This is a genomic window from Micromonospora sp. NPDC005299 (assembly GCF_042872345.1).
In the GTDB taxonomy this organism is placed as follows: domain Bacteria; phylum Actinomycetota; class Actinomycetes; order Mycobacteriales; family Micromonosporaceae; genus Micromonospora.
Genome location: NZ_JBIAKG010000001.1, coordinates 654475 through 679007, shown reverse-complemented (window position 1 = coordinate 679007; position 24533 = coordinate 654475). Strand labels below are relative to the sequence as shown.

The window sequence follows — 24533 nt, the reverse complement described above, 5'->3', positions numbered from 1 at the left end:
CGGGGTGCTTCAGGGGTGGGCATCATCCTGCACCCCCGCGGCCTGCGGCGGCACTCCCACCGGTCGGTGCGCTCCCGGCCGGAGCCCGGTCGCGGCGTAACATCGGGCGTCAGCCGTGCCGCTGTTCGTCGGGTGGATCCGCTCGCCCCGCCCGCGCCGACTCCGGTCGTGTTGTGTGCGACCGTTGTCTGAGACAGGATCAGCAGCGCATTCGGAAGGAGCCCCGACATCACCAGCGAACTCCCGCGTCTCGCGGCGGTGACCCGGCCGCACCGGGGGACCGGTCTGCCGGGCGTCCCCGTCGTGCCGCAGGCCGGGCTCGGGCACTACGGCCGGGTGCCGCCCGGCGAGCGGCTGCGGGTTCTGCTGGTCGAGGACGACGAGGGTGACGCCTTCCTGGTCGGCGAGCTGCTCGCCGAGACCAACTCCATGATCGACCTGCTGGTCGCCACCAGTCTCAGCGAGGCCCGGCAGCGGGTGATGGGGGTCGACTGCGTCCTGCTCGACCTGGGCCTGCCCGACGCGCAGGGCCTGGACGGGCTGCGCCAGGTGCTGGAGATGGCCAGCGGGGCGGCGGTCTGCGTGCTCACCGGCCGCTCCGACGAGCACCTGGGCATCGTCGCGGTCGCCGAGGGCGCGCAGGACTACCTGGTCAAGGGACAGGTCGACGGGGTCCTGCTGACCCGGGCGCTGCGCTACGCGGTGGAGCGCAAGCGGGCCGACGAGAACGCCCGCCGGCTGCGCGAGGTGGAGCTGCGCCAGGCCGAGTCGGCCCGGCTGGAGCGCGGCCTGCTGCCCCAGCCGCTGATGACCACCGACCAGGTGGCGGTGCACACCTTCTACCGCCCGGGCCGGCATGCCGCCCTGATCGGGGGTGACTTCTATGACGTGGTGCAGACCCGGCCGGACCGGATCGACCTGATCGTCGGCGACGTCTGCGGCCACGGTGTGGACGAGGCCGCCCTCGGCGTCGAGCTGCGGGTGGCCTGGCGGGCCCTGGTCCTGGCCGGGGTGCCGGACGACGAGGTGCTGCCCGCGCTGGAGCAGGTGCTGATGAGCGAGCGCCGGCTCCAGGAGATCTTCGCCACGGTGGCCACCGCCCGGCTCGACCTGGCGGCCAACCGGGCCACCGTGCGACTCGCCGGCCATCCACCGCCGCTGCTGCTCAGCGGGGGTAAGGTCGCCCCGGTGCCGGCCCGGGGCGGTCTGCTGCTGGGCGTACGGCCGCGCCGACCCGTTGCCTTCGATCTGGAGTTCGACACCGATGACTGGTCCCTGCTGATGTACACCGACGGCCTCATCGAGGGCCGGGTGGACACCGGTGACGACCGGCTGGACGTGCCGGGGCTGACCGACCTGCTCGCCGACCCCGCCAACCGCGCGGTGTCCCTGGCCGAGCTGCCCGCCTGGCTGGTCGGCCGGGCCGAGCAGCTCAACGGCGGCCCGCTCGCCGACGACGTCGCCATGCTGCTGGTCACCCGCGGCGGTGGCCGGTGAGCGCGAGGAGTGAGCCGCTTCTGCGAGCCCCGCAGTCGCGAACGGAGACTGTTCGGTGAGCGCGAGGAGTGAGCCGCTTCTGCGAGCCCCGCAGTCGCGAACGGAGACTGTGCTGTGAAGGCGTACCAGCAGGGGTGGACCCTGCGGCGGCGGGTCGTCGCGCTGCTCGGCGTGGTGCTGGTGCTGCTGCTCGGGCTGGCCGCGGCCGAGGCGACCCTCGCCGCCAAGAACCGGCAGAACATCGACGCGGTGCTGCTCAAGACCAGCCCGTTGCGGGTCAAGGCGCAGGAGCTGATGAGTGCCCTGCTCGACCAGGAGACCGCTGTCCGCGGCTACGCGGTGAACGCCGACCGCAACGACCTGACGCCCTACCAGGAGGGTCTGCGGCGGGAGCAGGACACCGTCGCGCAGATGCGGAAGCTGGCCGTCGACTACCCGGACGTGCTGCGCGAGGTGGGTGTCGTCGAGCAGCGGGCGGCGCAGTGGCGGGCCGCCGTCGCCGAGCCGGTGATCAGCACCACCGAGCGCAGCGGCCCGTCCGCCGGCCAGGCGCTGATCACCGACCAGACCCGGCGGCAGTTCGACAGCATCCGGTCGGCGGTGGACGCCCTCCAGGGCGAGATCCTGGAGGTCCGGCAGGAGACCGCCGACAAGGTCAACGCGACCAGCAACGTGCTGGTGGTGCTCCTGATCATCGCGGCGCTGGTGGTGGCGGTGGCCGGCGCGGTGCTGCTGCTCTCGCTGGACCGGATCCTGATCCGGCCGCTGGCCGGCCTCGTCGGTCAGGTACGCGAGGTCGCCTCGGGCGACTACCGGCACCACATCGAGGGGTCCGGCCCGCCGGAGTTCCGCCTGCTCGCCGACGACATCGACCTCATGCGGCAGAAGATCGCCCGGGAACTGGACGAGGTACGCGAGGCGCGCGAGCGCATCGAGTGGGTCAACAGCCAGCTCCAGAAGCAGGCCGAGGAGCTCACCCGGTCCAACCGTGACCTGGAGCAGTTCGCGTACGTCGCCTCGCACGACCTGCAGGAGCCGCTGCGCAAGGTCGCCAGCTTCTGCCAGCTCCTCCAGCGGCGCTACGCGGGTCAGCTCGACGAGCGGGCCGACCAGTACATCGCGTTCGCGGTCGACGGCGCGCAGCGGATGCAGCGGCTGATCAACGACCTGCTCGCGTTCTCCCGGATCGGCCGGCTCACCACCGGTTTCACCGAGGTCGACCTCAACAAGGTGATGGGCGACGTGGCCGGGCAGACCGAGGCGGCCCGGCAGTACGCCGACGCCGAGCTGACCTGGGACCGGCTGCCGGTGATCCGCGGCGAGGAGCCGCTGCTGACCAACCTGCTGGCCAACCTCGTCAGCAACTCGATCAAGTTCCGCCGCCCCGATGTGCCCCCGAAGGTGCACGTCTCGGCCCGGCTGGTCGACGACGAGTGGGAGATCAGCTGCCGGGACAACGGCATCGGGATCGAGCCGGAGTTCGCCGACAAGATCTTCGTCATCTTCCAGCGGCTGCACTCCAAGGACGCCTACCCGGGCACCGGCATCGGGCTGGCCATCGTCAAGAAGATCGCGGAATACCACGGTGGCCGGGTCTGGGTGGACACCGACAGCCCGGAGGGCACCACGATCCGGTTCACGCTCCCCGCCCTGCCCGAGGACGTCGCGGCGGCGCGGGCGGCGGAGCCGGCCGGGGTCGAGGAGTCGACCGGGGACGGGGCGGCGACCGGGGACGGCGCCGAGGACGCCGCGGTGAGCGTGGCCCGGCAGCCGGACGGCACGACCCGGGAAGAGACGCCCGAGGGGGCGGCCCGAGACACTGAGACGGGTGGCATGAAGGAGACGGTGGGATGACCGCGCCGGCGGACGGCAAGAGCCCGATCGAGGTCCTGCTCGTCGAGGACGACCCGGGCGACGTGCTGATGACCCAGGAGGCGTTCGAGGAGCACAAGCTCCGCAACCGCCTGACGGTCGTCTCGGACGGCGCCGAGGCGCTGGCCTACCTGCGCCGCGAGGGCCAGTACGGGGACGCCGTGACCCCCGACCTGATCCTGCTCGACCTGAACCTGCCCCGCCGGGACGGCCGGGAGGTGCTGGAGGAGATCAAGAAGGACGAGCAGCTCTGCCGGATCCCGGTCGTGGTGCTCACCACCTCCCAGGCCGACGAGGACATCCTGCGCAGCTACCAGCTGCACGCCAACGCCTACGTGACCAAGCCGGTGGACTTCGAGCGCTTCATCTCGGTGGTCCGCCAGATCGACGAGTTCTTCGTCAGCGTGGTCAAGCTGCCGCCGCGTGGCTGACCCGCTGCTGGAGGAGGTCGGCGCGCTGCTGCGGGAGGCCGCGGCCGACATCGTAGTGCCGCTGTTCCGCCGCCTCGACGACTCCGACATCTCCGAGAAGGCTCCCGGCGAGGTGGTCACCGTCGCCGACCGGAAGGCCGAGGCGCTGATCTCCGCCGGGCTGCGGCGGCTGCGCCCCGGCTCGGTGGTGGTCGGTGAGGAGGCGGTCGCGGACGACCCGTCCCTGCTGCGGCACCTGCGCGGCGCCGGTGACGTCTGGCTGGTCGACCCGGTGGACGGCACCTCCAACTTCGCCGCCGGCCGACGCCCCTTCGCCCTGATGGTGGCGCTGCTGACCGACGGGGTGCCGGTCGCCTCCTGGGTCTACGACCCGCTGGACGGCACGCTGGCCACCTGCCGGGTGGGCGACGGCACCTGGCTGGACGGCACGCCGGTGCGCACCGCGGGGCGGGAGCCCGAGGTCGGTGCGCTGCGCGGCACGGCGATGACCCGCTTCCTGCCCCCGGACCTCCGGCGGAGCGTGGAGGCGGGCGGCGAGCGGCTCGGCGAGCTGCTGCCCGGCCAGCACTGCGCCGGCCGGGAATACCTGGACATGCTCACCGGCGCGCAGCAGTTCGTGCTCTTCTGGCGCACCCTGCCCTGGGACCATGTCCCCGGCACGCTGCTGGTCCGGGAGGCCGGCGGGGTGGCCCGCCGCTTCGACGGCACCGACTACCACCCGGCCGACGAGGGCAAGGGCCTGCTGGTCACGGCCAGCGAGGAGAGTTGGGAAGAGGTCCGGGCCGCCCTGCTGGGCGGCTGAGCGAGCGGTCCGCGACGGCCCCGGCACGCTCCGTCGACGATCGGCGTCGTCCGAAGTCGGGGGCGTGGCGGGCAGCCTGCGGTCCGGTATCGTGACCGGCGGTTTCCGCCAGCAGGCCGCCGCCCGGCGCCGGTGGAGCCGCCGCCGCGCAAGGTCGACTCGGGGGCCGGCGGTCGACGGAAGGACCCTCACGTGCCCAGGACCAGGCTCACCCGCCGGCCAGTCCGCCGGTCGCTGCTCGCCCTGCTCGCCGCGACGGCCCTGCTGCTCGGCGCCGGTCTGGCCCCCGCCGGGGCGGCCGCCGCCGCACCCACCCCGAACGCCCCCGACGAGGGCGGCAGCAAGCAGCTCCGCGAGGCCCTGGAGGCGGCGGCGAAGGGCCACATCGAGGCCAAGAACCGGCTCGACAACTCCAAGCGCCGGCAGGTCGCGCTGACCAGCCAGCTCAAGCAGGTCGAGGCACGCCTGGTCGAGCTGACCGCGCAGGTCGGCGAGGTGGCCGCGCAGTCCTACCGGCTGGGCAGGTTGACCCCGGTGTCGATGCTGCTGGCCAGCTCCGACCCGGACGCCTTCCTCAAGCGGGCGGCCGAGCTGGACGTGATGGCCCAGCGGGACAGCAAGCGCCTGCACGACCTCAACGAGGCGAAGGCCCAGGCCGCCGAGGCCAAGGTGGCCATCGACACCGAGGTGCGGGAGCAGCAGAAGCAGCTCGCCGTGCTGGCCAAGAAGAAGCGGGACGCCGAGGTGGCGCTCGCCAAGGTCAGCTCCGGCTCCGGCTCCGGCTTCGGCGGCACCTCGTCGTCGGCCAAGCCGGCGCCCCGCAACTCGGACGGCTCGTGGCCGTCGGAGTCCTGCTCGGTGAACGACCCGACGCCGGCCGACGGCTGCATCACCCCGCGCACCCTGCACATGCTCCAGCAGGCCAAGGCGGCCGGCTACAAGCGTTACGTCTCCTGCCACCGCAGCGGTGGGGGTGGCGAGCACCCGAAGGGCCGGGCCTGCGACTTCGCCGCCGCCACAGGCGGCTTCGAGGACGTCTCCGCCACCGGCGGTGACAAGTCGTACGGGGACAGCCTCGCCAACTGGGCCAAGAACAACGCCAGCCGGCTCGGCATCATGTACGTCATCTGGTACCGGCAGATCTGGATGCCGAACACCGGGTGGCGGGCGTACAGCGGGGGCGGCAGTCCCGCCGCGGACCACACAAACCATGTTCACATCTCGATGTATTGACCTCTTCCGCCGGGGACGCTGCGTAGCATCGCCACGGTGAGCAGCACATCGTCCGACGTCGTCGCGGAGCCGGCGCCGAGCGCGCCGATCCCGCCCCGGGCCCTGCCGAACGGGCTCGCCGCGTTCCTGGTCTTCCTCTCCAGCGGTGCGGTGCTGGTGCTGGAGACGGTCTCGCTCCGCCTGGTCGGCCCGTATGTCGGGGTGACCCTCCAGGTGACCAGCTCGGTGATCGGCATGGCCCTGGCCGCCATCGCCTACGGGGCGTGGATGGGTGGTTGGCTGGCCGACCGGCGGGACCCGCGCACCCTGCTCGCCCCGGCCTTGGTGCTGGCCGGCATCGCCACCGCGGTCACCCTGCCGGTCGTCCGGTACGCCGGTGAGGCGCTGCGCGGCGGCGCGGCGAGCGCGGTGCTGCTGCTGACCGCGCTGGCGGTGCTGCTGCCGGCGGCGTTGCTGGCCGGGGTCACCCCGCTGGTGGTGAAGCTGCAGCTCGCCGACCTGCGCCGCACCGGACAGGTGGTGGGCCGGCTCTCCGGCATCGGCACCCTGGGCGGCATCACCGCCACCCTGGCCACCGGCTTCGTGCTGGTGGCGGCGCTGCCCAGCACGGTGATCGTGCTGGCGCTGGCCGGTGTGCTGGGGGTGACCGGGCTGGTGCTCGGGGCGTACCTGCGCCGGGGGGCGGGGGCGGCGATGCCCGGTCCGGCCCGGGCCAAGGCCGCCCTGGCGGTGCTCGGCCTGGCCGCGTCCGGCCTGTCCGCGGTCGCCCCGAACCCGTGCGACGTGGAGACCGCCTACCACTGCGCCCGGGTCGAGGTGGACGGGCAGCGGGCCCAGGGTCGGACGCTCTACCTCAACTCCGCCGAGCACTCCTACGTGGACCTGGCCGACCCGACGCACCTGAAGTACGCGTACACCCAGTGGATCGGCCTGGTCGCGGACCTGGCGCGGCCGGCGCAGCAGCGGATGGACGCGCTGCACCTGGGCGGCGGCGGCTTCACCATGCCGCGCTACCTGGCCGCGACCCGGCCGGGCAGCGACAATCTGGTCTTCGAGATCGACGGCGGCCTGGTCGACCTGGACCGGCGGGAGCTGGGCGTGCGGACCGGCCCGCAGCTGCGCGCCCGGGTGGGGGACGCGCGGGTGCTGCTCGGCGCCGAGCCCACCGACAGCCGGGACTTCATCGTCGGCGACGCCTTCGGTCACCTGGTGGTGCCCTGGCACCTCGCCACCCGGGAGATGGCCGCCGACATCCGCCGGGTGCTCCGGCCGGACGGGATCTACGTGCAGAACGTCATCGACTACCCGCCGGACCGGTTCATCCGGGCCGAGCTGGCCACCGTCGCGGCCGAGTTCCGCAACGTCGCGCTGATCGCCCCGCCCGGCGCGATCGCCGGGCAGCACGGCGCGAACTTCCTCATCGTGGCCTCGGACGCGCCGCTGCCGCTGGCCGGCGTCCCGGCGCGGCTGCGGCTGCTCCCGGAGCCGGCGAAGCTGCTGGACGGGGCGAAGGTGACCGCGTTCGTCGGGGACGCGCTGGTGCTCACCGACGACTACGCGCCGGTGGACCAGCTCCTCGCGACCGCCTGATCGGGTGACTTCGCTGACCGATTTCGACCCGTCAGGTGTACGAGGGCGAACCTCGGGCAACTTGACCGACCATGGGTGCAGCGGTCAAGAACGGCGCGCAGCTGCTCGGCGAGCGGTACCGGCTGGTCGAGCAGCTCGGCGCGGGGGGCATGTCGGTCGTCTGGCGCGGCTACGATGAGGTGCTGGGCCGGCAGGTGGCGATCAAGGTGCTGGCCTCGCGGCTGGCCAGTGACAAGGCGTTCCGGCACCGGATCCGGATCGAGGCGCAGGCCGCCGCCCGGCTCTGCCACCCCAACATCACCAACGTGTACGACTACGGGGAGTCCGTGCAGGTCGGGCTGACCGTCCCGTACGTGGTGATGGAGCTGGTCGACGGCGGGCCGTTGAGCAGCCGGCTCGGGCGGGGCGGGCAGCTGCCCTGGCGGGAGGCGGTGACGATCGGCGCGGAGGTGGCGTCCGCGCTGGCCGCCGCGCACGCCCGGGGCGTGGTGCACCGGGACGTCACCCCCGGCAACGTCATGCTCACCCCGACCGGGGTGAAGGTCGTCGACTTCGGCATCTCCGCGCTGGTGGGGGAGAGCGAGAAGGGCCCGGACGGCGCGCTGCTCGGCACGCCCGCGTACCTGGCTCCGGAGCGGCTGGACAACGGCCAGGTCTCCCCGGCCACCGACGTCTACGCGGTCGGCCTGCTGCTCTACCGGATGCTCACCGGCCGACTGCCCTGGCAGGCCAGCACCACCACCCAGATGCTTCGCGCCCACATGTACAACGAGCCGGACCCGATGCCGCCGGTGGTGGGCCTCCCCGACGATGTCTCCGAGCTGGTCCGGCGCTGCCTGGCGAAGCGCCCCGAGGACCGCCCCGCCACCGCCGAGGTGGCCCGTACGCTCGCCGAGGCCGCCGGGATCGCGGCGATCGTGCCGGTCTCCCCGGCGCTCGGCCAGTTCGACCCGGCGCTCATGGAGAACGCGGGCACCACCATCCTGCCCTGGTCCACGGCCACCGACGCGCTGCCCTTCTCGGCGATCCGCACGAAGACCCGCAGGGCCGCCGCCCGTCGGCGCAAGGTGGAGGCCGGGGTGGCCGCCGCCGGCCTGATCGCGGTCACCGCGACCCTGTGGGGGGTGACCTCGAAGAGCTCGGCCAGCGGTGGGGTGGAGCCGACCGAGGCCCGCATGGGGCTGCCCGAGCCGACCCCGTGTGCCGTCGACTACGTGTTGCGCCGCGACTCCGGCAAGGACTTCACCGCGGACCTGACCCTCACCAACACCGGCACCCGCGAGCTGCGCGACTGGACCATGAGCTTCACCTTCCCGGGCAAGCAGACGGTCGGCACGGCGCAGCCGGCGGTACGCCAGCAGGGGAACACGGTGCTGCTTCAGCCGCCGGCCACCGACGCCGCGCTGGCCCCGGGCGCCTCGAAGAAGGTGTCGTTGACGGGCAGCTACACCGGGGGCAACCCGCTGCCGGTGGAGTTCAAGGTCGGCGGGAGCACCTGCGTCGTCCAGGTGTCCGGCGTCGCCGGGTCGGCGCCCACCACGGCACCGCCGCCCACCACGGCGCCCGCCAAACCGCCGGCCAAACCGCCCGCGAAGGCACCCGCGAAGGCGCCCGCAAAGGCGCCCGCGAAGGCCGCCGCGAAGAGCGGCGGCGGGCAGACCTCCGGCAAGGCCAAGCCCGACAAGGGCAAGGAGAGTGGCAAGGGAAAAGGAAAGTAGAGCAGCCGAAGGGGGGTGGGCACGGCGGTAAGGGCAAGAAGAAGTGACGGTCAGCCCAGTGCGGCGAACTGCTGCACCCGACCGATCGCGCCCTCCACGATGAGCACGCTGTCCGGCTGGAGGACGGTGTCCGGGTCGGCGTAGCGGAACGGCTCCCCGGAGAGCTTCGCGCCGACCACCATCACCCCGTACCGGTCGATCGGGGTCAGCTCGCGCAGCGACCGGCCGACCAGCGACGCGGGCACCCGGACCTTGGCGATCGCGAAGTCGTCGCCGAACTCCATGAAGTCGAGCATCCGGCTGACGATCAGGTGCGCCACCCGGTCGCCGGTCTCCGCCTCGGGGAAGATGACGTGGTGCACGCCCACCGAGCGCAGGATCTTCGCGTGCTTCTCCGAGGTGGCCCGGGCCCAGATCTGCGGGATGCCCAGCTCGGTCAGGGCCAGCACGGTGAGCACGCTCGCCTCGACCGACGCGCCGATGGCCACCACCACCCGGCGGAAGTCCGCGACCCCCAGTTGGCGCAGCACGTTCTCCTCGGTGGTGTCCGCCTGCACCACCCGGTCCAGCCGGGACGCCCAGCGCTGCACCCGCTCCTGCTGGTGGTCGATGGCGAGCACGTCGTGGTCGAGTTGCAGCAGCGAACCGGCCAGCCGGGAGCCGAACCGGCCCAGGCCGATCACCACGACGCTGTTGTCGTCCGTCCTCCTAGCCGACAATGGGTTGCTCCTCCGGGTATCGGTACAGGTGTCGCCGGGTGTTCAACGCGATCGCGGACCCGAGGGTGAGCGGTCCGACCCGGCCGATGAACATCAGCACGATGAGCACATACTGGCCGGGTTGCGACAGCTCCGGTGCCAGGCCGGTGGAGAGCCCCGTGGTGCTGAACGCGGAGGTCACCTCGAAGACCGCGGTGAAGTTCAGCAGGTTGTCGGTGAACACGATCAGCAGGATCGTGCCGACCACGACGAGCGCCACGCTGAGCAGCGCCACGGTGAGCGCCTGGCGCTGGCTGGCCGTAGCCACCCGCCGTCCGCCCACGTTCACGTCCGGCTCGCCGCGCAGCTCCGCCCAGATCACGAAGCCGAGCAGGAAGAACGTGGAGACCTTGATGCCGCCCGCGGTGCTGGCGCTGCCCCCGCCGATGAACATCAGCACGATGAGGAGCGGATAGCTCTCCTCGCTGAGCTTGTCGATGTTGATCACATCGAAGCCGCCGGTGCGGCTCAGCGCGATCTGGGTGAACGACGCCAGCACCTTGCCGCCCGCGTCGTAGGTGCCGATGGTGCCCGGGTTGGTCCACTCGGCGAGCAGCAGGAATCCGAAGCCCAGCCCGATCAGCGCGACGCTGCCCCAGATGGTCAGCTTGGTGGCGACCGCCCAGCGGCTCGGCCTGCGCCACTCCCGGACGGCCTCGAACAGCGCCGGAAAGCCGAGCCCGCCGATGATCGCGCCGAGGCCCAGCGGCAGCCCGACCCAGGGGTCGCGGGAAAAGGCGACCAGGCCGTCCGAGTAGAGGGTGAAGCCGCCGTTGTTGAAGGCCTGGATCGCGTGGAAGACGGCGATCCAGAGCGCCCGCCCCGGTGGGTAGTCGTAGACCAGCCAGAGCCGGCCGGTGATCACCGCGGTCATCACCGCCTCGGTGACGAAGACCGTGGCGACGATCCGCATCAGCAGCCAGCGGATGTCGCCGAGGCCGAACTCGGCGGTCTCGGCCTGCACCAGCAGCCGGTTGCGCAGCCCCAGCTGCCGGGAGACCACCAGGATCACCAGTGCCGCGACGGTCAGGATGCCCAGGCCGCCGAGCTGGGTGAGCACGGTGATCATGACCAGGCCGAAGTCGTTCCAGTAGTTCGGCGTGTCATTGACGGCGAGGCCGGTGACCGAGACCGCCGAGGTCGAGGTGAACAGCGCCGTCACGAACGGGGTGTAGCGGCTCTCGCTGGTGGCCCAGGGCAGCATCAGCAGGCCGGTGCCGAGCAGGATCACCGCCAGGAACCCGAACGGCACCAGCCGTACCGGGTTCCGGAGCAGGCGGCGCACCAGGTCATCTTCCGTCCGGAGATTCACCGGCAGGTCAGGAACGGACCAACTGGCGGCCAACCCGAACCGGTCCTACCGGCTGGACATCCGGCGGGGCGCCGACTTCATCGAGCCGGACCTGGTCTCGACGAAGGACGGCGTGCTGGTCGCGCGGCACGAGAACGAGACCTCTGGTACGACGGACGTGGCCGCCCACCCGAGTTCGCCGCCCGCAAGGCGACGAAGACCATCGACGGGGTCAAGGTCACCGGCTGGTTCACCGAGGACTTCACCCTGGCCGAGCTGCGGACGCTGCGCGCCACAGCTCATGGACGCCGCCGGCGCCCCCTACGACTTCACCGCCGCCGGCGACCCGCGCGGCTACGCCGACCTGGCCACCGCCGCCGGCCTGGCCTGGGTGGCGAGGTACGCCGACGGCGTCGGCCTCAACAAGAACCTGATCGTGCCCCGGGGTGCCGCCGGCAAGCTGCTCGCGCCCACCTCGGTGATCCGGGACGCGCACCGGGTGAAGCTGCTGGTGCACGCCTGGACCTTCCGCGCCGAGAACCAGTTCCTGCCGGCCGACTTCTGGATCGGCGCCGACCCGAACGCCCGCGGCGACCTCACCGCCGAGTACGAGCTCTTCTACGGCCTGGGCCTCGACGGCGCCTTCGCCGACCAGCCCGACACGGCCGTGGCGGCGCGCGCGGGACTCTGACCGGCGTCCGCGCCGGGGCGGCTCGGGGCCCCGGCGCGGCGCCTTCCCTGACGTGGGGTGACGGGCCGCGGCCGGTCACCCCACGAGCTTTCCCGGGGTACGGGGGCGCCGGCTCGTCGCTGCGACGGTCCGGGGTGTGGGTGTCGGCCGCTAGGAGCTTGATGACGTGGATGGATCGGACGGGCCGGTGACACGTGAGCGTGACCGTGTCCTCGCGGGTGCCTGTCGAGCTGATGTCGAAAACGACTCAGGCCCGGCCGGCTGAGTCGGGCGCGGACGAGGGTGAGTCGTTCACGACATCAGGTCCGTAGCGGCTCGGGAGTTACTGCCCGGGGCGCTCGGCGAAGTAGGTGCCGCGTCCCGGCTGACCGGTGATCAGCTCGCGGTCGTGCAGCAACGACAGCGCACCGTCTGCCGGTCGCTCGGCTCTCTCGCCGACGTCGACCGGTTGGGCACAACGGTGTCGGCGGAGGACGCCCAGCCCGTCCTCGGTGAGAATCGAAGAGCTTTCCACCGTCCGAGGGATTCATGTCCGCTATGCGTAACATGTCCTATTACTGGTCGTTTCGTCCCGTGTCAAGGATCCACGACACGGGGGATGTACATGAGAAAGACCTCTGCGCCGAGCAGGCGAGCGAACATCGGAGTGCGGTTGGCCGCCTTCGGGTTGCTGACCGGCGCCCTGGTGCTGGGCGGCACGCCGGCCCTGGCCGCCCAGACCATCCGCATCGATCCGGCCGACGTGCCGACCAGGGCGGAGGACGCGCCCCAGTTCTGCTATCCGGGCGGCGGGCCCTTCCCGGACGAGGAAACCTGGGTGTTCGACCTGTCCGGCGACCCGCAGACCAGCGGCGTCTTCCAGTCGCTGTCGACGACCTTCAGGACGTCCGGCGGCACCGTCACGCGTCCGATCCCCGGCACGCCGAACAGTGAGATCGTCGACTTCGAGGGCGTTAGCCGGGCCTTCATCCGGCTGCCGGCCGGCTGGACGCTCACCGGCGCCACCGCGGTGATCTCCGGGACGGCCGAGAACTTCGGGCTCGCCCACACCTGCGCCGCCTCCGAGGACCCGGGGGATCCGGGGGATCCGGGCGACCCGGGGGATCCGGGAGACCCGGGGGATCCCGGGAATCCTGGGGACCCAGGCGATCCGGGACACCCAGGCGATCCGGGATACCCGGGAGACCAGCAGGTCAGCCTGTCGATCGACAAGAAGGCCCGGGTCGAGTCGGACTGCCGCGAGCGGTGTGAGAACGACGGCTTCGCCGCCGAGGGCGACAAGATCTTCTACACCTATCGGGTCGCCAACACCGGAACCGTGAGGATCACCGACGTCTCGGTCGACGACCCGAGCGCCGGGTACGTGGTCTGCAACAACACCACGCTCGCCCCGCGCACCAGTACGGACTGTCACGCCGTCCATCCCCACGAGGTCGACTGGCGCGATGTCAAGGAGGGCAAGGTGGTGAACGCCGCCCGGGCCACCGGGCGGTATCGCTACCGGACCGTGGTCTCCGACCCGGCCACCGTCACCATCTGCATCCGGGACGGCAAGTACGACCACCGCAAGGACGACAAGGACGGCAAGGACGGCAAGGACGGCAAGGACTGGCAGGGCGGCAAGGACGGCGAGGACTGGCAGAAGGGCAAGGACGACAAGCTGCCGGTGACCGGCACAAGTTCCGTCCAGACCGCCTCGCTGGGTGGCGGCCTGCTGGCCGCCGGCGGTCTCCTGGTCGGCCTGAGCCGGCTGCGGCGGAGGATGCGCGTCAACGTTTGACCCGTAGCTCCGAAGCGCTCCGGGCACCGCACGCGGTGCCCGGAGCGTTCCGTGTTTCGGGCGGCTTCGATGGCGGGGCGCGACACAGCGGCGTCCCGCCCGGTGGTGCCGGCGGCCATCGCGCACGGGGCGGCGTTCCACTGGCCGGAGGAGGTTGTAACGTCGGGCCACCCCACCCTGGTTACTTGTGTGTTTCGGCCACATAGCCCGTGCGTGACGTCACTTCTAGCGTGAGCCGACAACTGACACTTCCCCTGTCCCACCTGGAGTCGCAATGACGATCCGGCACACGCGACGGGTGTTCCTTTCCGCCGCCACGGTGATGGCGGCCGCGCTCGCGGCCACGGCCTGTGGCAGCCCGCAGGACACCGCCTCCGGCGGCGGCGACGCCGCACCGGTCAAGGTCGGCCTCGTGTATTCCCAGTCCGGCCCGCTGGCCAGCTACGGCAAGCAGTACATCGAGGGCTTCAAGGCCGGCCTCGACTTCGCCACGAAGGGCACCGGCAAGGTCGGCGACCGGAAGGTCGAGCTGACCGAGGTCGACGACGCGGGCGACCCGGCGAAGGCGGTCTCCGCGGCCAAGGACCTGATCGGCAAGGGCACGAAGATCATCGCCGGGTCCACCTCGTCCGGCGTGGCCCTCCAGGTCGCCCCGATCGCCGCGCAGAACAAGGTGCTGTTCATCTCCGGCCCGGCCGCCACCGACGCGGTGACCGGCGCGAACAAGTACACCTTCCGCTCGGGCCGGCAGTCGTACCAGGACGTGGTGACCGCCAAGTCCTTCATCGGCGACGCCGCCGGCAAGAAGGTGGTCGTCTTCGCCCAGGACGGCGCCTTCGGTGACGCGAACGAGGCCGCCGTCAAGGCCGTCATTGGCGGTGCCGGCGCGACCGTGAGCAGCGTCCGGGCCCCGGCCAGCGCGACCGAGTTCACCCCGTTCGCCAGCCAGATCAAGGCCGCCAAGCCGGACCTGCTCTTCGTCGCCTGGGCCGGCACCACTGCCCCGGCCATGTGGCAGACCCTCGACCAGCAGGGCGTGCTCTCCTCCACCACGGTCGTCACCGGCCTGGACATCCGCGCCTCCTGGCCCACCTTCGGCGCGGCCGGCAGCAAGATCTCCTTCCTGTCGCACTACTTCGACGGTGCCAGCGACACCGAGGCCGCCAAGGCCGCCAAGGCGAAGATCCCGGGCGGCACGCTTGACCTGTTCCACCCGGACGGCTTCGCCGCCGCCCAGATGGTCGTCCGCGCCGTGCAGGAGGGTGGCGACGACGTGGACAAGATGATCAAGGCGCTGGAGGGCTGGCAGTTCGACGGCGTCAAGGGCAAGATGACCATCCGCGCCGAGGACCACGCGCTGCTCCAGCCGATGTACCAGGCGAAGCTCTCCGGCAGCGGCACCGCCTTCACGGCCGCCGCGCAGAAGACCCTGACCGGTGACGAAAGCGCGCCGCCGGTCGCGCAGATGAAGGGCTGACCAGTGCTCGCCACCCGCGGTCTGACCTGGCGGATCGGTGAGGTCGCCATCGTCGACTCCGTCTACCTCGACCTCGCGCCCGGGGAGTTCCTCGGCGTGATCGGGCCGAACGGCGCCGGCAAGACCTCCCTGTTCAACCTGATCACCGGCCTGCGCCGGCCCACCGAGGGGCGGATCCTGCTGGACGGGGCGGACGTCACCGAACTCCCCCCGCACCGGCGGGCCCGTCTCGGGCTGGGGCGTACCTTCCAGGCGTCCTCGGTCTTCGGGTCGCTGACGGTGCGGGAGAACGTCCGGCTCGCCGTACAGGCGCACCGGGGTGGCTCGATGAAGCTGTGGCGGCGAGCGGCGGCCGACCGGAAGGTGGCCGCCGCCGCCGACGCGGCGCTCGACCGGGTGGGCCTCGCCCACCGGGGTACGGCGCTGGCCGGCACCCTGGCCCACGGCGAGAAGCGCAAGCTGGAGATCGCCCTGCTGCTCGCCGGCGAGCCCCGGGTGATGCTGCTGGACGAGCCGATGGCCGGCGTGAGCGCCGAGGACGTGCCCGAGCTGGTCAGCGTGATCAAGTCGCTGACCGGGGACAGCGGCCGGTCGGTGCTCATGGTGGAGCACCACATGGACGTGATCCTGGAGCTGGCCGACCGGATCGCCGTGATGCACCACGGCGCGCTGCTGGCCTGCGACACCCCGGACACGGTGATGGCCAACGCCACTGTGCAGGAGGCGTACCTGGGGGAGGCGCTGTGACCGAACCTGTCCTGAGTGTGGAGGACCTGTCGGTGCGGATCGCCGGGCTGCACATCCTCCAGGAGGTGTCGTTCGAGGTCGCGCCGACCGGGGTGACCGTGCTGCTCGGCCGCAACGGCGTCGGCAAGACCACCACGCTGCGTGCGATCGTCGGGCTCACCCCGCGCAACGGCGAGGTGCGCGGCACCGTCCGGATGGGCGCGCAGAGCCTGCTGGCCCGCCCCACCCACCGGCTGGTCCGCGGCGGGCTCGGCTACGTGCCGGAGGACCGCTGCGTCTTCGCCGGGCTCACCGTCACGGAGAACCTGCGGCTGGCCGAGCGGCGGGGCACCACCCCGGCGTACGAGAAGGTCTACGCCCTCTTCCCGGAGCTGGACCGGCGCGGACGGCAACGGGCCGGCTCGCTCTCCGGCGGGCAGCAGCAGATGCTCGCGATCGGCCGGGTGCTGCTCAACGACAACCGGCTGCTGCTGGTCGACGAGCCGACCAAGGGGTTGGCGCCGAAGGTGGTGACCGAGGTGGCCGAGGTGCTGGAACGGGTCGCGGAATCCGTGCCGGTGCTGCTGGTCGAGCAGAACCTGGCCGTGGTGCGGCGACTGGCGCGCGACGCCGTGGTGCTCTCCGCCGGCCAGGTCGCCTGGACCGGCGATGCGCAGGAACTGCTGCTGGAGACCGCGCTGACCAGGTCGCTGCTGGGTGTCGGTTCGGAGGCGCCGGTGAGCGCGAGGAGCGAGCCGGGTTTGCGAGCCCCGCAGTCGCGAACGAAGGGTGGCTCGGCGTGAGCACGGTGATCCTGTTGACCCTGACCGGGCTGGGCCTGGCCGCGCTCTACTTCCTGGTCGCCTCCGGCCTCTCCCTGGTCTTCGGCCTGGCCGACGTGCTCAACTTCGCGCACGGCCTCTTCCTCGGCGTCGGGGCGTACGCGACGTGGTGGGCGGCGGGCAACCTGCCCGGGGCGGGCTCCGACGGCCTCGGGTTCGTGGTGGCCGTCGCGTTCGGCGTGCTCGCCGGGGCCGCGGTGGCGGTGCTGGTCGAGCTGGTGCTGATCCGGCCGCTCTACTCCCGCACCATCGAGCAGGTGCTGGTCACCGTCGGCCTGTCGCTGGCCGGGGTGGCGCTGCTCCAGGCCACCTGGGGCGCCGACGCGCGGCCGTTCCCGCGCCCCGGCTGGACCCGGGACGTGACCTCGGTGCTCGGCGCCCAGGTGCCGAACGCCGGGCTCCTGCTGATCGTTGCCGCCGCGGTCGTGCTCGGCGCGCTGCTCGCGTTCCTGCGGTTCACCCGGTACGGCCTGATCATCCGGGCCGGTGTGGAGAACCGGGAGATGGTGACCGCGCTCGGCATCGACGTGCGCAAGGCGTTCACCCTGGTCTTCGCGATCGGGGGCGCGGCCGCCGCGCTGGCCGGCGCGCTCGGCTCGGTCTACTTCGGCACCGTCTCGCCCGGGCAGGGCGGCTCGCTGCTGATCTTCGCGTTCATCGTGGTGGTGATCGGCGGCATGGGCTCGGTGGTCGGGTCCGCGTACGCGGCGGTCGCGGTGGGGCTGCTGCAACAGTTCGTCAACTACTACGGCACGTCCGGCCTGGGCGACCTCTGCGTGGTCGGCCTGCTCGCCGTGGTGCTGCTGCTGCGTCCGCAGGGCCTGGCCGGAAAGGTGGCTCACGCATGACCGAGGTCAAGAGCGCCGAGGTGGCGGCGCCGCCCGCGGCGGTGCCCGACGAGTTGACCCCCGGCCACGCCCGCTGGCACGGCCTGCGCCCGTACGCGCCGCTGGTCGCCCTGGTGGTGGCGGCGATCCTGCCGTACTCCACGGTCAACCTGCCGGGCATCTTCGAGGGGCCGCTGAACTCGCCGGGCACCCTGCAACTGCTCGCCATCTGCCTGGTCTTCGGCGGCCTGGCGGCCGGCTACGACCTGCTCTTCGGGCGGACCGGGATGCTCTCCTTCGGGCACGCCCTCTACTTCGCCGCCGGCGTCTACGGCACCGACGTGCTGGTCACCCGGGCCGGGCTGCCGCTCTGGCAGGCCGCGCTGCTGACCGTCACCGGCGGGACGATCCTCGCCGCGCTGCTCGGCGCGGTCGCGCTGCGCACCGTCGGCATCGCGTTCGCCATGGTGACGCTGGCCTTTGCCCAGGTCGGGGCGATCCTGGTGGCCCGGGACTTCGGCGGGCTCACCGGCGGCGAGGAGGGGCTGCCGCTGGACGTCTCCGGGCTGCCGGCCGCCCTGGTCGGGGTCACCAACACGGTGAACCTCTACTGGCTGGCCCTGGCGTACCTGGCCCTGGTGGTCCTCGTGGTGCACCGGGTGAGCGGCTCGCCGACCGGGCGGGTGCTGGCCGGGCTGCGCGACGACGAGCGGCGGATCGGCGTGCTCGGGCTCGACCCGTACCGGTTCAAGCTGGTCGCGTTCACCCTGGCCGGCGGCCTGGCCACGGCCGGCGGCGTGGTCTACTGCCTGATCGTCGGCGGTGCCAGCCCGCACGTCACCTCGTCGGAGCTGACCCTGTCGCTGCTGGTCATGGTGGTGCTCGGCGGTCCCGGCACCCGCTGGGGCCCGGTGCTCGGCGGCATCCTCTACATGTACCTCGACCACCGCCTCACCGCCTTCGGCACCAGCGACGCCGTCAACAGCCTCCCGGCGTTCCTCAGCCACCCCCTGTCCCAGCCGTTGTTCGTCCTCGGCACGGTGTTCATCCTGGCGGTGTACTTCTTCCCCGGCGGCCTGGCCAGCCTCCGCACCCGCCTGACCCCCCTGACGACGGCCCTCCGCCGCCGCTGACCCCTCCACCCCCGGTGTTGATCAAGAAGTTTGCGTCGGAAATCCGCCGTAGGATGACGCAAAGTTCTTGATCAACGGGGGAGGGGTCATGGGAGAGAGCAGGCTCGCCGTGGTCAGTGGGGGTGGGACCGGGATCGGGGCCGCCGTCGCCCAAGGGCTCGTTCTGGACGGGTACGACGTCGTGATCGTCGGGCGGCGGGGGGAGGTTCTCGCCGAGGCCGCCTCGCGGATGGGGGAGTCGTCGGGGCGGGCTGGTGCCGTTACCGCGGTGGCCGCTGATCTGACCGATCCGGCGCAGGTTTCGGCGGTGGTCGAGGCGGTCGGGGAGCGGACGGTCGACGCGCTGGTCAACAACGCCGGGGGCTATCTCGGCGGGCCGACCGGGACGCTCGCCGACGTGGCGGACTGGTGGCGGGCCAACCTGGACGCCAACGTGCTCACCGCGGTCCTGCTCACCGAGGCGCTGCTGCCCGCCCTGCGCCGACCCGGCGGCCGGGTGGTGCTGCTCAGTTCGATCGCCGCCCAGCGGGGCGGGGCCGGGCCGTACTCGGCCGCGAAGGCCGCGCTGCACGGCTGGGCGTACGACCTGGCCACCCAGCTCGGTCCGGAACAGATCACGGTCAACGTGGTGAGCCCCGGATACGTGGCCGAGACCGAGTTCTTCGGCGACCGGATGACCCCGGAGGGGCACGCCAAGCGGGTGGCCGCCACCCTGATCGGTCGGGCCGGTGTGCCGGACGACATCGCGGCGGCCGTCCGCTACCTGGTCGGCCCGTCCGCCGGCTACGTCACCGGCCAGGTGCTCGGCGTCAACGGCGGTTCCGTGCTCGGCCGCTGAGACGCGGAAGGGGCGGCGGCCCCCCGTGTGGCCGCCGCCCCTCCTCGCGTCGCGGGTCAGCCGTTCAGCAGCTCGTACGCCGACGTCGGCGCCTTCTGCACCTGGTCCCCGGCGGGCGCGGTGAGCTTCGGCGCCTTGCCGAAGTCGTAGTACCGGGTGACCAGCTTCGTGGCCTTCTGCTTGCCGGCGGCCGGGATCTCCAGCGTGAGCGAGGTGAGGTTGCCGTCCGGGCCGACCACCGCGGTGAACGGCACCTTCTTCGCCGCCTCACCCAGCGCGGCCACGTCCACCCCGTCCACCGCGTCCTGCACGTCGGCGTTGTCGGCCAGGTTGGCGAAGCCGGTGTAGGTCCCGTTGCTCTTGTCCTCGACCGTGTCCGCGGTCCGGATGATCGCGGCGGTGTTGGCCGGGTCGGCGCCGTCGTAGACCGGGGCCTCCGAGGCGTCGTCCAGCTTGGTCCGGTCCAGCGCCATCCAGCGCTTCGGCAGCTTCAGCATGTCGTGCAGACCGGCGATGCCAGTCAGCTTCACCCGCATCCAGAGGTCCTCGTCGATCACCCGGAACGTCATGCCCATGGTGAACTCCGGGTCCTCGTTCTTCTGCGACATGCTCAGTTCGGTCGCGTGCGCGGCCGGGTCCACCACCCCGGTGAACTTGTCGGCGCCGGAGACGGTGGAGAACCGGAAGGCCGCGTCCTTCTCGTCCGGCACGGCGGCCAGCAGCGTGGCCTTCGGGTCGGCCGACGCGGAGGCGCCAGGGGTGGATCCGGCGCCCTCGGCGGCGCCGTCGCCGGTGCCGCACCCCGCGGACAGGGCGGTGGCGGCCAGCACGGCGGTCGCGAGGCCCGCGACCCGCCGGAACGTCGCGGCGGTACCGGTACGCTGCGTCATCTCGATTAACTCACTTTCCCAGTTGGCTGTTGCACCGGGATTCTGGCAGGCAGCCACGGCCGTCCCGCTGCCGCTATGCTGCCGTCCGACTGCCGTGGGCCGCCGCGGTGGGCGGCCGGGGGGTACAGGAGCGGAAACTCGCATGTCAGAGGCGTTGCGCTTCGAGATCCTCGGCCCGCAACGGGCCTGGTACGCGGACCGCCCGCTCGACCTCGGCCCCGGCAAGCAGCGGGCCGTGCTGGCCGTGCTGCTGCTCGCCGCGGGCCGTCCCGTCCCGACCGGACAGATCGTCGACGCGGTCTGGCCCGAGGAGCCCCCGGCGAACGGCCCGAACGTGGTGCAGAAGTACGTGGCGGGGCTGCGCCGGGTGCTCGAACCCGACCGGTCGCCGCGCACGCCGGGACAGGTGCTGACCCTCACCGACGCCGGGTACCTGCTGCGGATCCTACCCGAGGCGGTGGACGCGGTCCGCTTCGAGCGGGAGGTGCAGCGGGCCCGGCAGTGGCACGCGGCCGGGCGTACCGAGGATGCGCTTGCCGAGGTGACCACCGCCTTGGAGCGGTGGCAGGGGGAGCCGTTCACCGGTTTCGCCGGCCCGTACTTCGACGCGGCCCGGCACCGGCTGGTGGAGCTGCGGGCCGTCGCCCTGGAGACGCGCATCGAGCTGGAGCTGGCCGGCGGCCGCCACGGCGAGCTGGTCGGCCGGCTGGTCGAGCTGGTGGCCGAGTTCCCGGTCCGGGAGCGGCTGCGCCACCAGCTCATGCTGGCGCTGCACCGCAGCGGGCGGCAGGCCGAGGCGCTGGCCGCCTACCGGGACTTCGCCGACCTGCTCCGCGAGGAGTACGGCATCGAGCCCGGCGAGGCCCTCCAGAACCTGCACCACCGCATCCTGCGTTCCGATCCGACACTGCTGCCGACCCCCCGTCCCGCGACGGACCCACCCGCCGAGTCGCCGGCCGGGCCTCCGACGGCCGCGGCCGCCATCGGCGGCGCGAGCCGTCCGCCGTCCGCCTCACCGGTCGTCGCGGAGCAGCCGCCGTCCGCCTCACCGGTCGTCGCGGAGCAGCCGCCGTCCGTCCCACCGGTCGTCGCCGAGCAACGGACGCCTGCCGCGCCGGCCGCCTGGCCGCCCCTGGTCCCCGCCGCGCTGGCGGCGCCGGCACCCGGTACGCCGCCCTGGGCGCCGCCGGCGAACCCGTCCGTTCCGTCCCGGCCGACGCCGACCTGGCTGGGCGTCGTCGCCACGATCGTGAGCGCCCTCGCCGTGCTGGCTTCCTTCGGCATGCTCACCTGGCTGGTGGTGCTCTGCTACGCGATCTGGCGACGCAGCTGGCCCAACGCGTTGGCCGCGTTCTACTACCTGGGCCTGGGGGTGACGTTCGTCCTCGTCCTCGGCGAGGGCGACCCGGACGAGGTGACGGACGCCGAGGGGTTCCTGATCCTCGCCTGGTTGGTCAGCTGGCTGGTCGGTCTCCTGCACGCGATCCTGCTCAACGGGTGGCTTCTGCGCTGGCTCACCCGCCGCTGGGCGGGCCGGCGGCCGGTGGACGAGCGCCGGCTCCGCCGGGAGCAGGCTCGCTACCTGCTGCACCACTACCCGGCGGCCCGGCACGAGCTGCGCATCGGGCGCCCGGACCTGGCGCGCACGTTCGACGACGGCGGGCTGGTGGACGTCAACGCGGTGGCGGAGCAGGTGATCGCCGGGCTCCCCGGGGTGACTGCCGCACAGGGCCGGCAGGTCGTGACGGAACGGTGGGTGCGCGGTCCGTTCGGCTCGATGGAGGACCTCGGCGCCCGATGCCAGCTCCCCGCGGCGCTCACCGACTCCCTCCGCGACGTCCTCGTCTTCCTCCCTCCGCCCGACCCGGAAGACGTCGGCAGGGCCGGGCGCCTGGTAGAAATGCCGGATGGGTCAGGATCGGATGGCCGTCCGGGAACGCGCCGAGGCGGTGCTGCGGCGGCTGGCGGGTGAGCACGCCCGGCTCCGCGAGGACCAGTGGCGGGCCATCGAGGCGCTGGTGGTCGACCGGCGGCGGGTGCTCTGCGTGCAGCGCACCGGCTGGGGCAAGTCGGCCGTCTACTTCGTGGCCACCGCGCTGCTGCGGGAGGGTGGCGAGCACGGCCCCACGGTGATCGTCTCGCCGCTGCTGGCGCTCATGCGCAACCAGGTCGAGTCGGCCGCGCGGGCCGGCATCCGGGCCCGCACCATCAACTCCGCCAACCTCGACGAGTGGGACGAGATCACCGCCGAGATCCACGCCGGGGCCGTGGACGTGCTGCTGATCAGCCCGGAACGCCTCAACAACCCCGACTTCCGGGACGGCGTGCTGCCGAAGCTCGCGGCCACCACCGGGCTGCTCGTGGTGGACGAGGCGCACTGCGTCTCGGACTGGGGGCACGACTTCCGCCCCGACTACCGCCGGCTGCGCACCTTCCTCGCCAACCTGCCCGAGCGGACCCCGGTGCTCGCCACCACGGCCACCGCCAACGCCCGGGTCACCCAGGACGTGGCCGAGCAGCTCGGCGACGCTCTGGTGCTGCGCGGCACCCTCGACCGGGAGTCGCTGCGGCTCGGCGTACTGGATCTGCCGAGCCCGGCGCACCGGCTGGCCTGGCTCGCCGACCACCTGGACCACCTCCCCGGCTCCGGCATCATCTACACGCTGACCGTGGCGGCGGCCGGCGAGACCGCCGAGTTCCTGCGCGCCCGGGGCTGGTCGGTGGCCGCCTACACCGGCCAGGCTGAGGACGCCGACCGGCGGGCCGCCGAGCAGGACCTGCTGGACAACAAGATCAAGGCGCTGGTGGCCACCAGCGCGCTCGGCATGGGCTTCGACAAGCCCGACCTCGGTTTCGTGGTCCACCTGGGCGCGCCGCCCTCGCCGATCGCCTACTACCAGCAGGTCGGCCGGGCCGGCCGGGCCGTCGAGCATGCCGAGGTGCTGCTGCTGCCCGGCGTCGAGGACGCGGCGATCTGGCGGTACTTCGCCTCGCTCGCCTTCCCGCCCGAGGAGCAGGTCCGGGCCGTGCTCGCCGCCCTGGACACCGCGCGGCCGATCTCCACCCAGGCCCTCGAACCGGTGGTCGACCTGCGCCGGGCCCGGCTGGAGCTGATGCTCAAGGTGCTCGACGTGGACGGCGCGGTCCGCCGGGTGCGCGGCGGCTGGCTCGCCACCGGCGAACCCTGGGTCTACGACGAGGCCCGGTTGCGCCGCGTCGCCCAGGCACGCACCGCCGAGCAGGAGGCCATGCGGGAGTACGCGGCCACGCCCGGCTGCCGGATGCGCTACCTGCGGGAGTGCCTGGACGACGCCGGGGCGGGGGACTGCGGCCGGTGCGACAACTGCGCCGCCCCGCTGTTCGGCCCGGAGGTCTCCGACGCCGCGCTCACCGCCGCGCAGACCTTCCTCGGCCGCCCCGGCGTGGAGATCGCGCCGAAGAAGCTCTGGCCGACCGGGCTGGAGGCGGTCGGCGTACCCCTGAAGGGGCGCATCCCCCCGGCGGAGCAGGCGCTGCCCGGGCGGGCCGTGGGACGCCTGTCCGACCTGGGCTGGGGCGGGCGGCTGCGCGGCCTGGTCGGGCCGGACGCGGCGGACGGCCCGGTCCCCGACGACGTGGTGGCGGCGGTGGTCGAGGTGCTGAAGGCGTGGGCGCACGGCGACGACCCGTGGCCGCGCCGCCCCGTCGGGGTGGTCGCGGTCGGCTCCCGCACCCGGCCGCTGCTGGTCGGCTCGCTCGCCGAGCGGATCGCCGCCGTGGGCCGGCTGCCGCTGCTCGGCCGGGTCGACCCGACCGGCCCGTCGGGGCCCGGCGGGCCGCGCGGCAACAGCGCCCAACGGGTACGCGCGCTGCACGACGCCTTCGCGGTGCCCGCCGACCTGGCCGACGCGCTGCCCGGGCTGGACGGGCCGGTGCTGCTCGTCGACGACCTGGTCGACTCGGGCTGGACCATGAGCATGGTGGCCCGGCTGCTGCGCCGGGCCGGCGCGCCCGACGTGCTGCCGCTGGCTCTCGCGGTGGCCGGCTGAACCGTCGCACCCGGGGCGCGGAAAGTTCCCGACCAGTCGGGAATGCGAGCGCCGCCACCGTCGGCGGACCGTCGGCGGGCCGGGCGCCCGACGGCGGTACCGTGGGCGC

At 72.8% G+C, this 24533-nt stretch carries 20 protein-coding genes and 1 pseudogene; 18 read left to right on the top strand and 3 right to left on the bottom strand.

Annotation, left to right across the window (positions count from 1 at the left end; translation table 11 throughout):
* Positions 1-258 precede the first annotated feature (258 nt).
* The 7 genes from ACFYPD_RS03285 (at position 259) to ACFYPD_RS03255 (ending at position 9143) form a co-directional block, all read left to right on the top strand.
* Complete coding sequence (locus ACFYPD_RS03285; protein ID WP_387108207.1) at positions 259-1497, top strand: PP2C family protein-serine/threonine phosphatase; 1239 nt, start codon at positions 259-261, stop codon at positions 1495-1497.
* 114 nt (positions 1498-1611) lie between these two features.
* Positions 1612-3351, top strand: a complete 1740-nt coding sequence (locus ACFYPD_RS03280) for an ATP-binding protein (protein WP_387108205.1) — start codon at positions 1612-1614, stop codon at positions 3349-3351.
* Positions 3348-3800 (top strand): response regulator, encoded by a 453-nt coding sequence (locus tag ACFYPD_RS03275; protein ID WP_091262935.1) that lies wholly within the window; start codon positions 3348-3350, stop codon positions 3798-3800. The genes ACFYPD_RS03280 and ACFYPD_RS03275 overlap by 4 nt, the downstream gene beginning before the upstream one ends.
* A complete protein-coding gene (locus tag ACFYPD_RS03270) occupies positions 3793-4602 on the top strand; it encodes an inositol monophosphatase family protein (RefSeq protein ID WP_387108203.1) in 810 nt (269 codons plus the stop codon). Before ACFYPD_RS03275 ends, ACFYPD_RS03270 begins: the two co-directional genes overlap by 8 nt.
* Before the next feature lie 192 nt (positions 4603-4794).
* Positions 4795-5835 (top strand): coiled-coil domain-containing protein, encoded by a 1041-nt coding sequence (locus ACFYPD_RS03265; RefSeq protein WP_387108200.1) that lies wholly within the window; start codon positions 4795-4797, stop codon positions 5833-5835.
* A gap of 36 nt (positions 5836-5871) precedes the next feature.
* Entirely contained in the window at positions 5872-7425 is a 1554-nt protein-coding gene (locus tag ACFYPD_RS03260) for a fused MFS/spermidine synthase (RefSeq protein ID WP_387108198.1), read from the top strand.
* Positions 7426-7496: 71 nt separating this feature from the next.
* A complete protein-coding gene (locus tag ACFYPD_RS03255; RefSeq protein WP_387108195.1) occupies positions 7497-9143 on the top strand; it encodes a serine/threonine-protein kinase in 1647 nt (548 codons plus the stop codon).
* A gap of 50 nt (positions 9144-9193) precedes the next feature.
* Here ACFYPD_RS03255 and ACFYPD_RS03250 read toward each other — a convergent pair whose 3' ends face one another.
* Both ACFYPD_RS03250 and ACFYPD_RS03245 read right to left on the bottom strand, forming a co-directional pair.
* Positions 9194-9862: a potassium channel family protein gene (locus ACFYPD_RS03250; RefSeq protein WP_387108192.1), complete on the bottom strand. Its 669-nt coding sequence runs from the start codon at positions 9860-9862 to the stop codon at positions 9194-9196.
* Positions 9852-11186 carry a TrkH family potassium uptake protein gene (locus ACFYPD_RS03245; RefSeq protein ID WP_387108190.1) on the bottom strand — a complete coding sequence of 445 codons (1335 nt, stop codon included), beginning with the start codon at positions 11184-11186 and terminating at the stop codon, positions 9852-9854. Before ACFYPD_RS03245 ends, ACFYPD_RS03250 begins: the two co-directional genes overlap by 11 nt.
* Between ACFYPD_RS03245 and ACFYPD_RS03240 the strand changes: the two are divergent.
* The 9 genes and pseudogenes from ACFYPD_RS03240 to ACFYPD_RS03200 form a co-directional block, all read left to right on the top strand.
* Positions 11089-11319: pseudogene (locus tag ACFYPD_RS03240) on the top strand (hypothetical protein); the annotation flags it as partial. The gene ACFYPD_RS03245 and the pseudogene ACFYPD_RS03240 overlap by 98 nt on opposite strands.
* A gap of 174 nt (positions 11320-11493) precedes the next feature.
* Positions 11494-11883, top strand: coding sequence for a hypothetical protein (locus tag ACFYPD_RS03235; protein WP_387109222.1), 390 nt, complete (start codon positions 11494-11496; stop codon positions 11881-11883).
* A 604-nt stretch (positions 11884-12487) separates the two neighbouring features.
* A complete protein-coding gene (locus ACFYPD_RS03230) occupies positions 12488-13663 on the top strand; it encodes an LPXTG cell wall anchor domain-containing protein (protein WP_387108187.1) in 1176 nt (391 codons plus the stop codon).
* Between the two features lie 274 nt (positions 13664-13937).
* Positions 13938-15140 (top strand): substrate-binding domain-containing protein, encoded by a 1203-nt coding sequence (locus tag ACFYPD_RS03225; protein ID WP_107076893.1) that lies wholly within the window; start codon positions 13938-13940, stop codon positions 15138-15140.
* Between the two features lie 3 nt (positions 15141-15143).
* On the top strand, positions 15144-15887 hold the full coding sequence (locus tag ACFYPD_RS03220; protein WP_387108184.1) for an ABC transporter ATP-binding protein: 744 nt from the start codon (positions 15144-15146) through the stop codon (positions 15885-15887).
* The gene (locus tag ACFYPD_RS03215) at positions 15884-16669 is read left to right on the top strand and encodes an ABC transporter ATP-binding protein (RefSeq protein ID WP_387108182.1); all 786 of its coding nucleotides are present in this window, start codon (positions 15884-15886) and stop codon (positions 16667-16669) included. The genes ACFYPD_RS03220 and ACFYPD_RS03215 overlap by 4 nt, the downstream gene beginning before the upstream one ends.
* Positions 16666-17556 (top strand): branched-chain amino acid ABC transporter permease, encoded by an 891-nt coding sequence (locus tag ACFYPD_RS03210; RefSeq protein ID WP_151464107.1) that lies wholly within the window; start codon positions 16666-16668, stop codon positions 17554-17556. The genes ACFYPD_RS03215 and ACFYPD_RS03210 overlap by 4 nt, the downstream gene beginning before the upstream one ends.
* Positions 17553-18668 (top strand): branched-chain amino acid ABC transporter permease, encoded by a 1116-nt coding sequence (locus ACFYPD_RS03205; RefSeq protein ID WP_387108180.1) that lies wholly within the window; start codon positions 17553-17555, stop codon positions 18666-18668. Before ACFYPD_RS03210 ends, ACFYPD_RS03205 begins: the two co-directional genes overlap by 4 nt.
* Before the next feature lie 88 nt (positions 18669-18756).
* Positions 18757-19506 carry an SDR family NAD(P)-dependent oxidoreductase gene (locus ACFYPD_RS03200; protein ID WP_387108177.1) on the top strand — a complete coding sequence of 250 codons (750 nt, stop codon included), beginning with the start codon at positions 18757-18759 and terminating at the stop codon, positions 19504-19506.
* 56 nt (positions 19507-19562) lie between these two features.
* Here ACFYPD_RS03200 and ACFYPD_RS03195 read toward each other — a convergent pair whose 3' ends face one another.
* Positions 19563-20396, bottom strand: a complete 834-nt coding sequence (locus ACFYPD_RS03195; RefSeq protein ID WP_387108175.1) for a hypothetical protein — start codon at positions 20394-20396, stop codon at positions 19563-19565.
* Between the two features lie 142 nt (positions 20397-20538).
* On the opposite strand from ACFYPD_RS03195, the gene ACFYPD_RS03190 reads away from it, so the two are divergent.
* The gene (locus ACFYPD_RS03190; RefSeq protein WP_387108173.1) at positions 20539-22368 is read left to right on the top strand and encodes a BTAD domain-containing putative transcriptional regulator; all 1830 of its coding nucleotides are present in this window, start codon (positions 20539-20541) and stop codon (positions 22366-22368) included.
* Positions 22304-24424 carry a RecQ family ATP-dependent DNA helicase gene (locus tag ACFYPD_RS03185; RefSeq protein ID WP_387108170.1) on the top strand — a complete coding sequence of 707 codons (2121 nt, stop codon included), beginning with the start codon at positions 22304-22306 and terminating at the stop codon, positions 24422-24424. Before ACFYPD_RS03190 ends, ACFYPD_RS03185 begins: the two co-directional genes overlap by 65 nt.
* Positions 24425-24533 lie beyond the last annotated feature (109 nt).

What these genes read in the sequence shown, in the direction of transcription:
- ACFYPD_RS03235 (WP_387109222.1), top strand. Translation starts at nt 11,494, where the DNA reads ATGGACGCCGCCGGCGCCCCCTACGACTTCACCGCCGCCGGCGACCCG.
- ACFYPD_RS03195 (WP_387108175.1), bottom strand. Translation starts at nt 20,396, where the DNA reads ATGACGCAGCGTACCGGTACCGCCGCGACGTTCCGGCGGGTCGCGGGC.
- ACFYPD_RS03230 (WP_387108187.1), top strand. Translation starts at nt 12,488, where the DNA reads ATGAGAAAGACCTCTGCGCCGAGCAGGCGAGCGAACATCGGAGTGCGG.
- ACFYPD_RS03200 (WP_387108177.1), top strand. Translation starts at nt 18,757, where the DNA reads ATGGGAGAGAGCAGGCTCGCCGTGGTCAGTGGGGGTGGGACCGGGATC.
- ACFYPD_RS03190 (WP_387108173.1), top strand. Translation starts at nt 20,539, where the DNA reads ATGTCAGAGGCGTTGCGCTTCGAGATCCTCGGCCCGCAACGGGCCTGG.
- ACFYPD_RS03225 (WP_107076893.1), top strand. Translation starts at nt 13,938, where the DNA reads ATGACGATCCGGCACACGCGACGGGTGTTCCTTTCCGCCGCCACGGTG.
- ACFYPD_RS03255 (WP_387108195.1), top strand. Translation starts at nt 7,497, where the DNA reads ATGGGTGCAGCGGTCAAGAACGGCGCGCAGCTGCTCGGCGAGCGGTAC.
- ACFYPD_RS03205 (WP_387108180.1), top strand. Translation starts at nt 17,553, where the DNA reads ATGACCGAGGTCAAGAGCGCCGAGGTGGCGGCGCCGCCCGCGGCGGTG.
- ACFYPD_RS03275 (WP_091262935.1), top strand. Translation starts at nt 3,348, where the DNA reads ATGACCGCGCCGGCGGACGGCAAGAGCCCGATCGAGGTCCTGCTCGTC.
- ACFYPD_RS03185 (WP_387108170.1), top strand. Translation starts at nt 22,304, where the DNA reads ATGGGTCAGGATCGGATGGCCGTCCGGGAACGCGCCGAGGCGGTGCTG.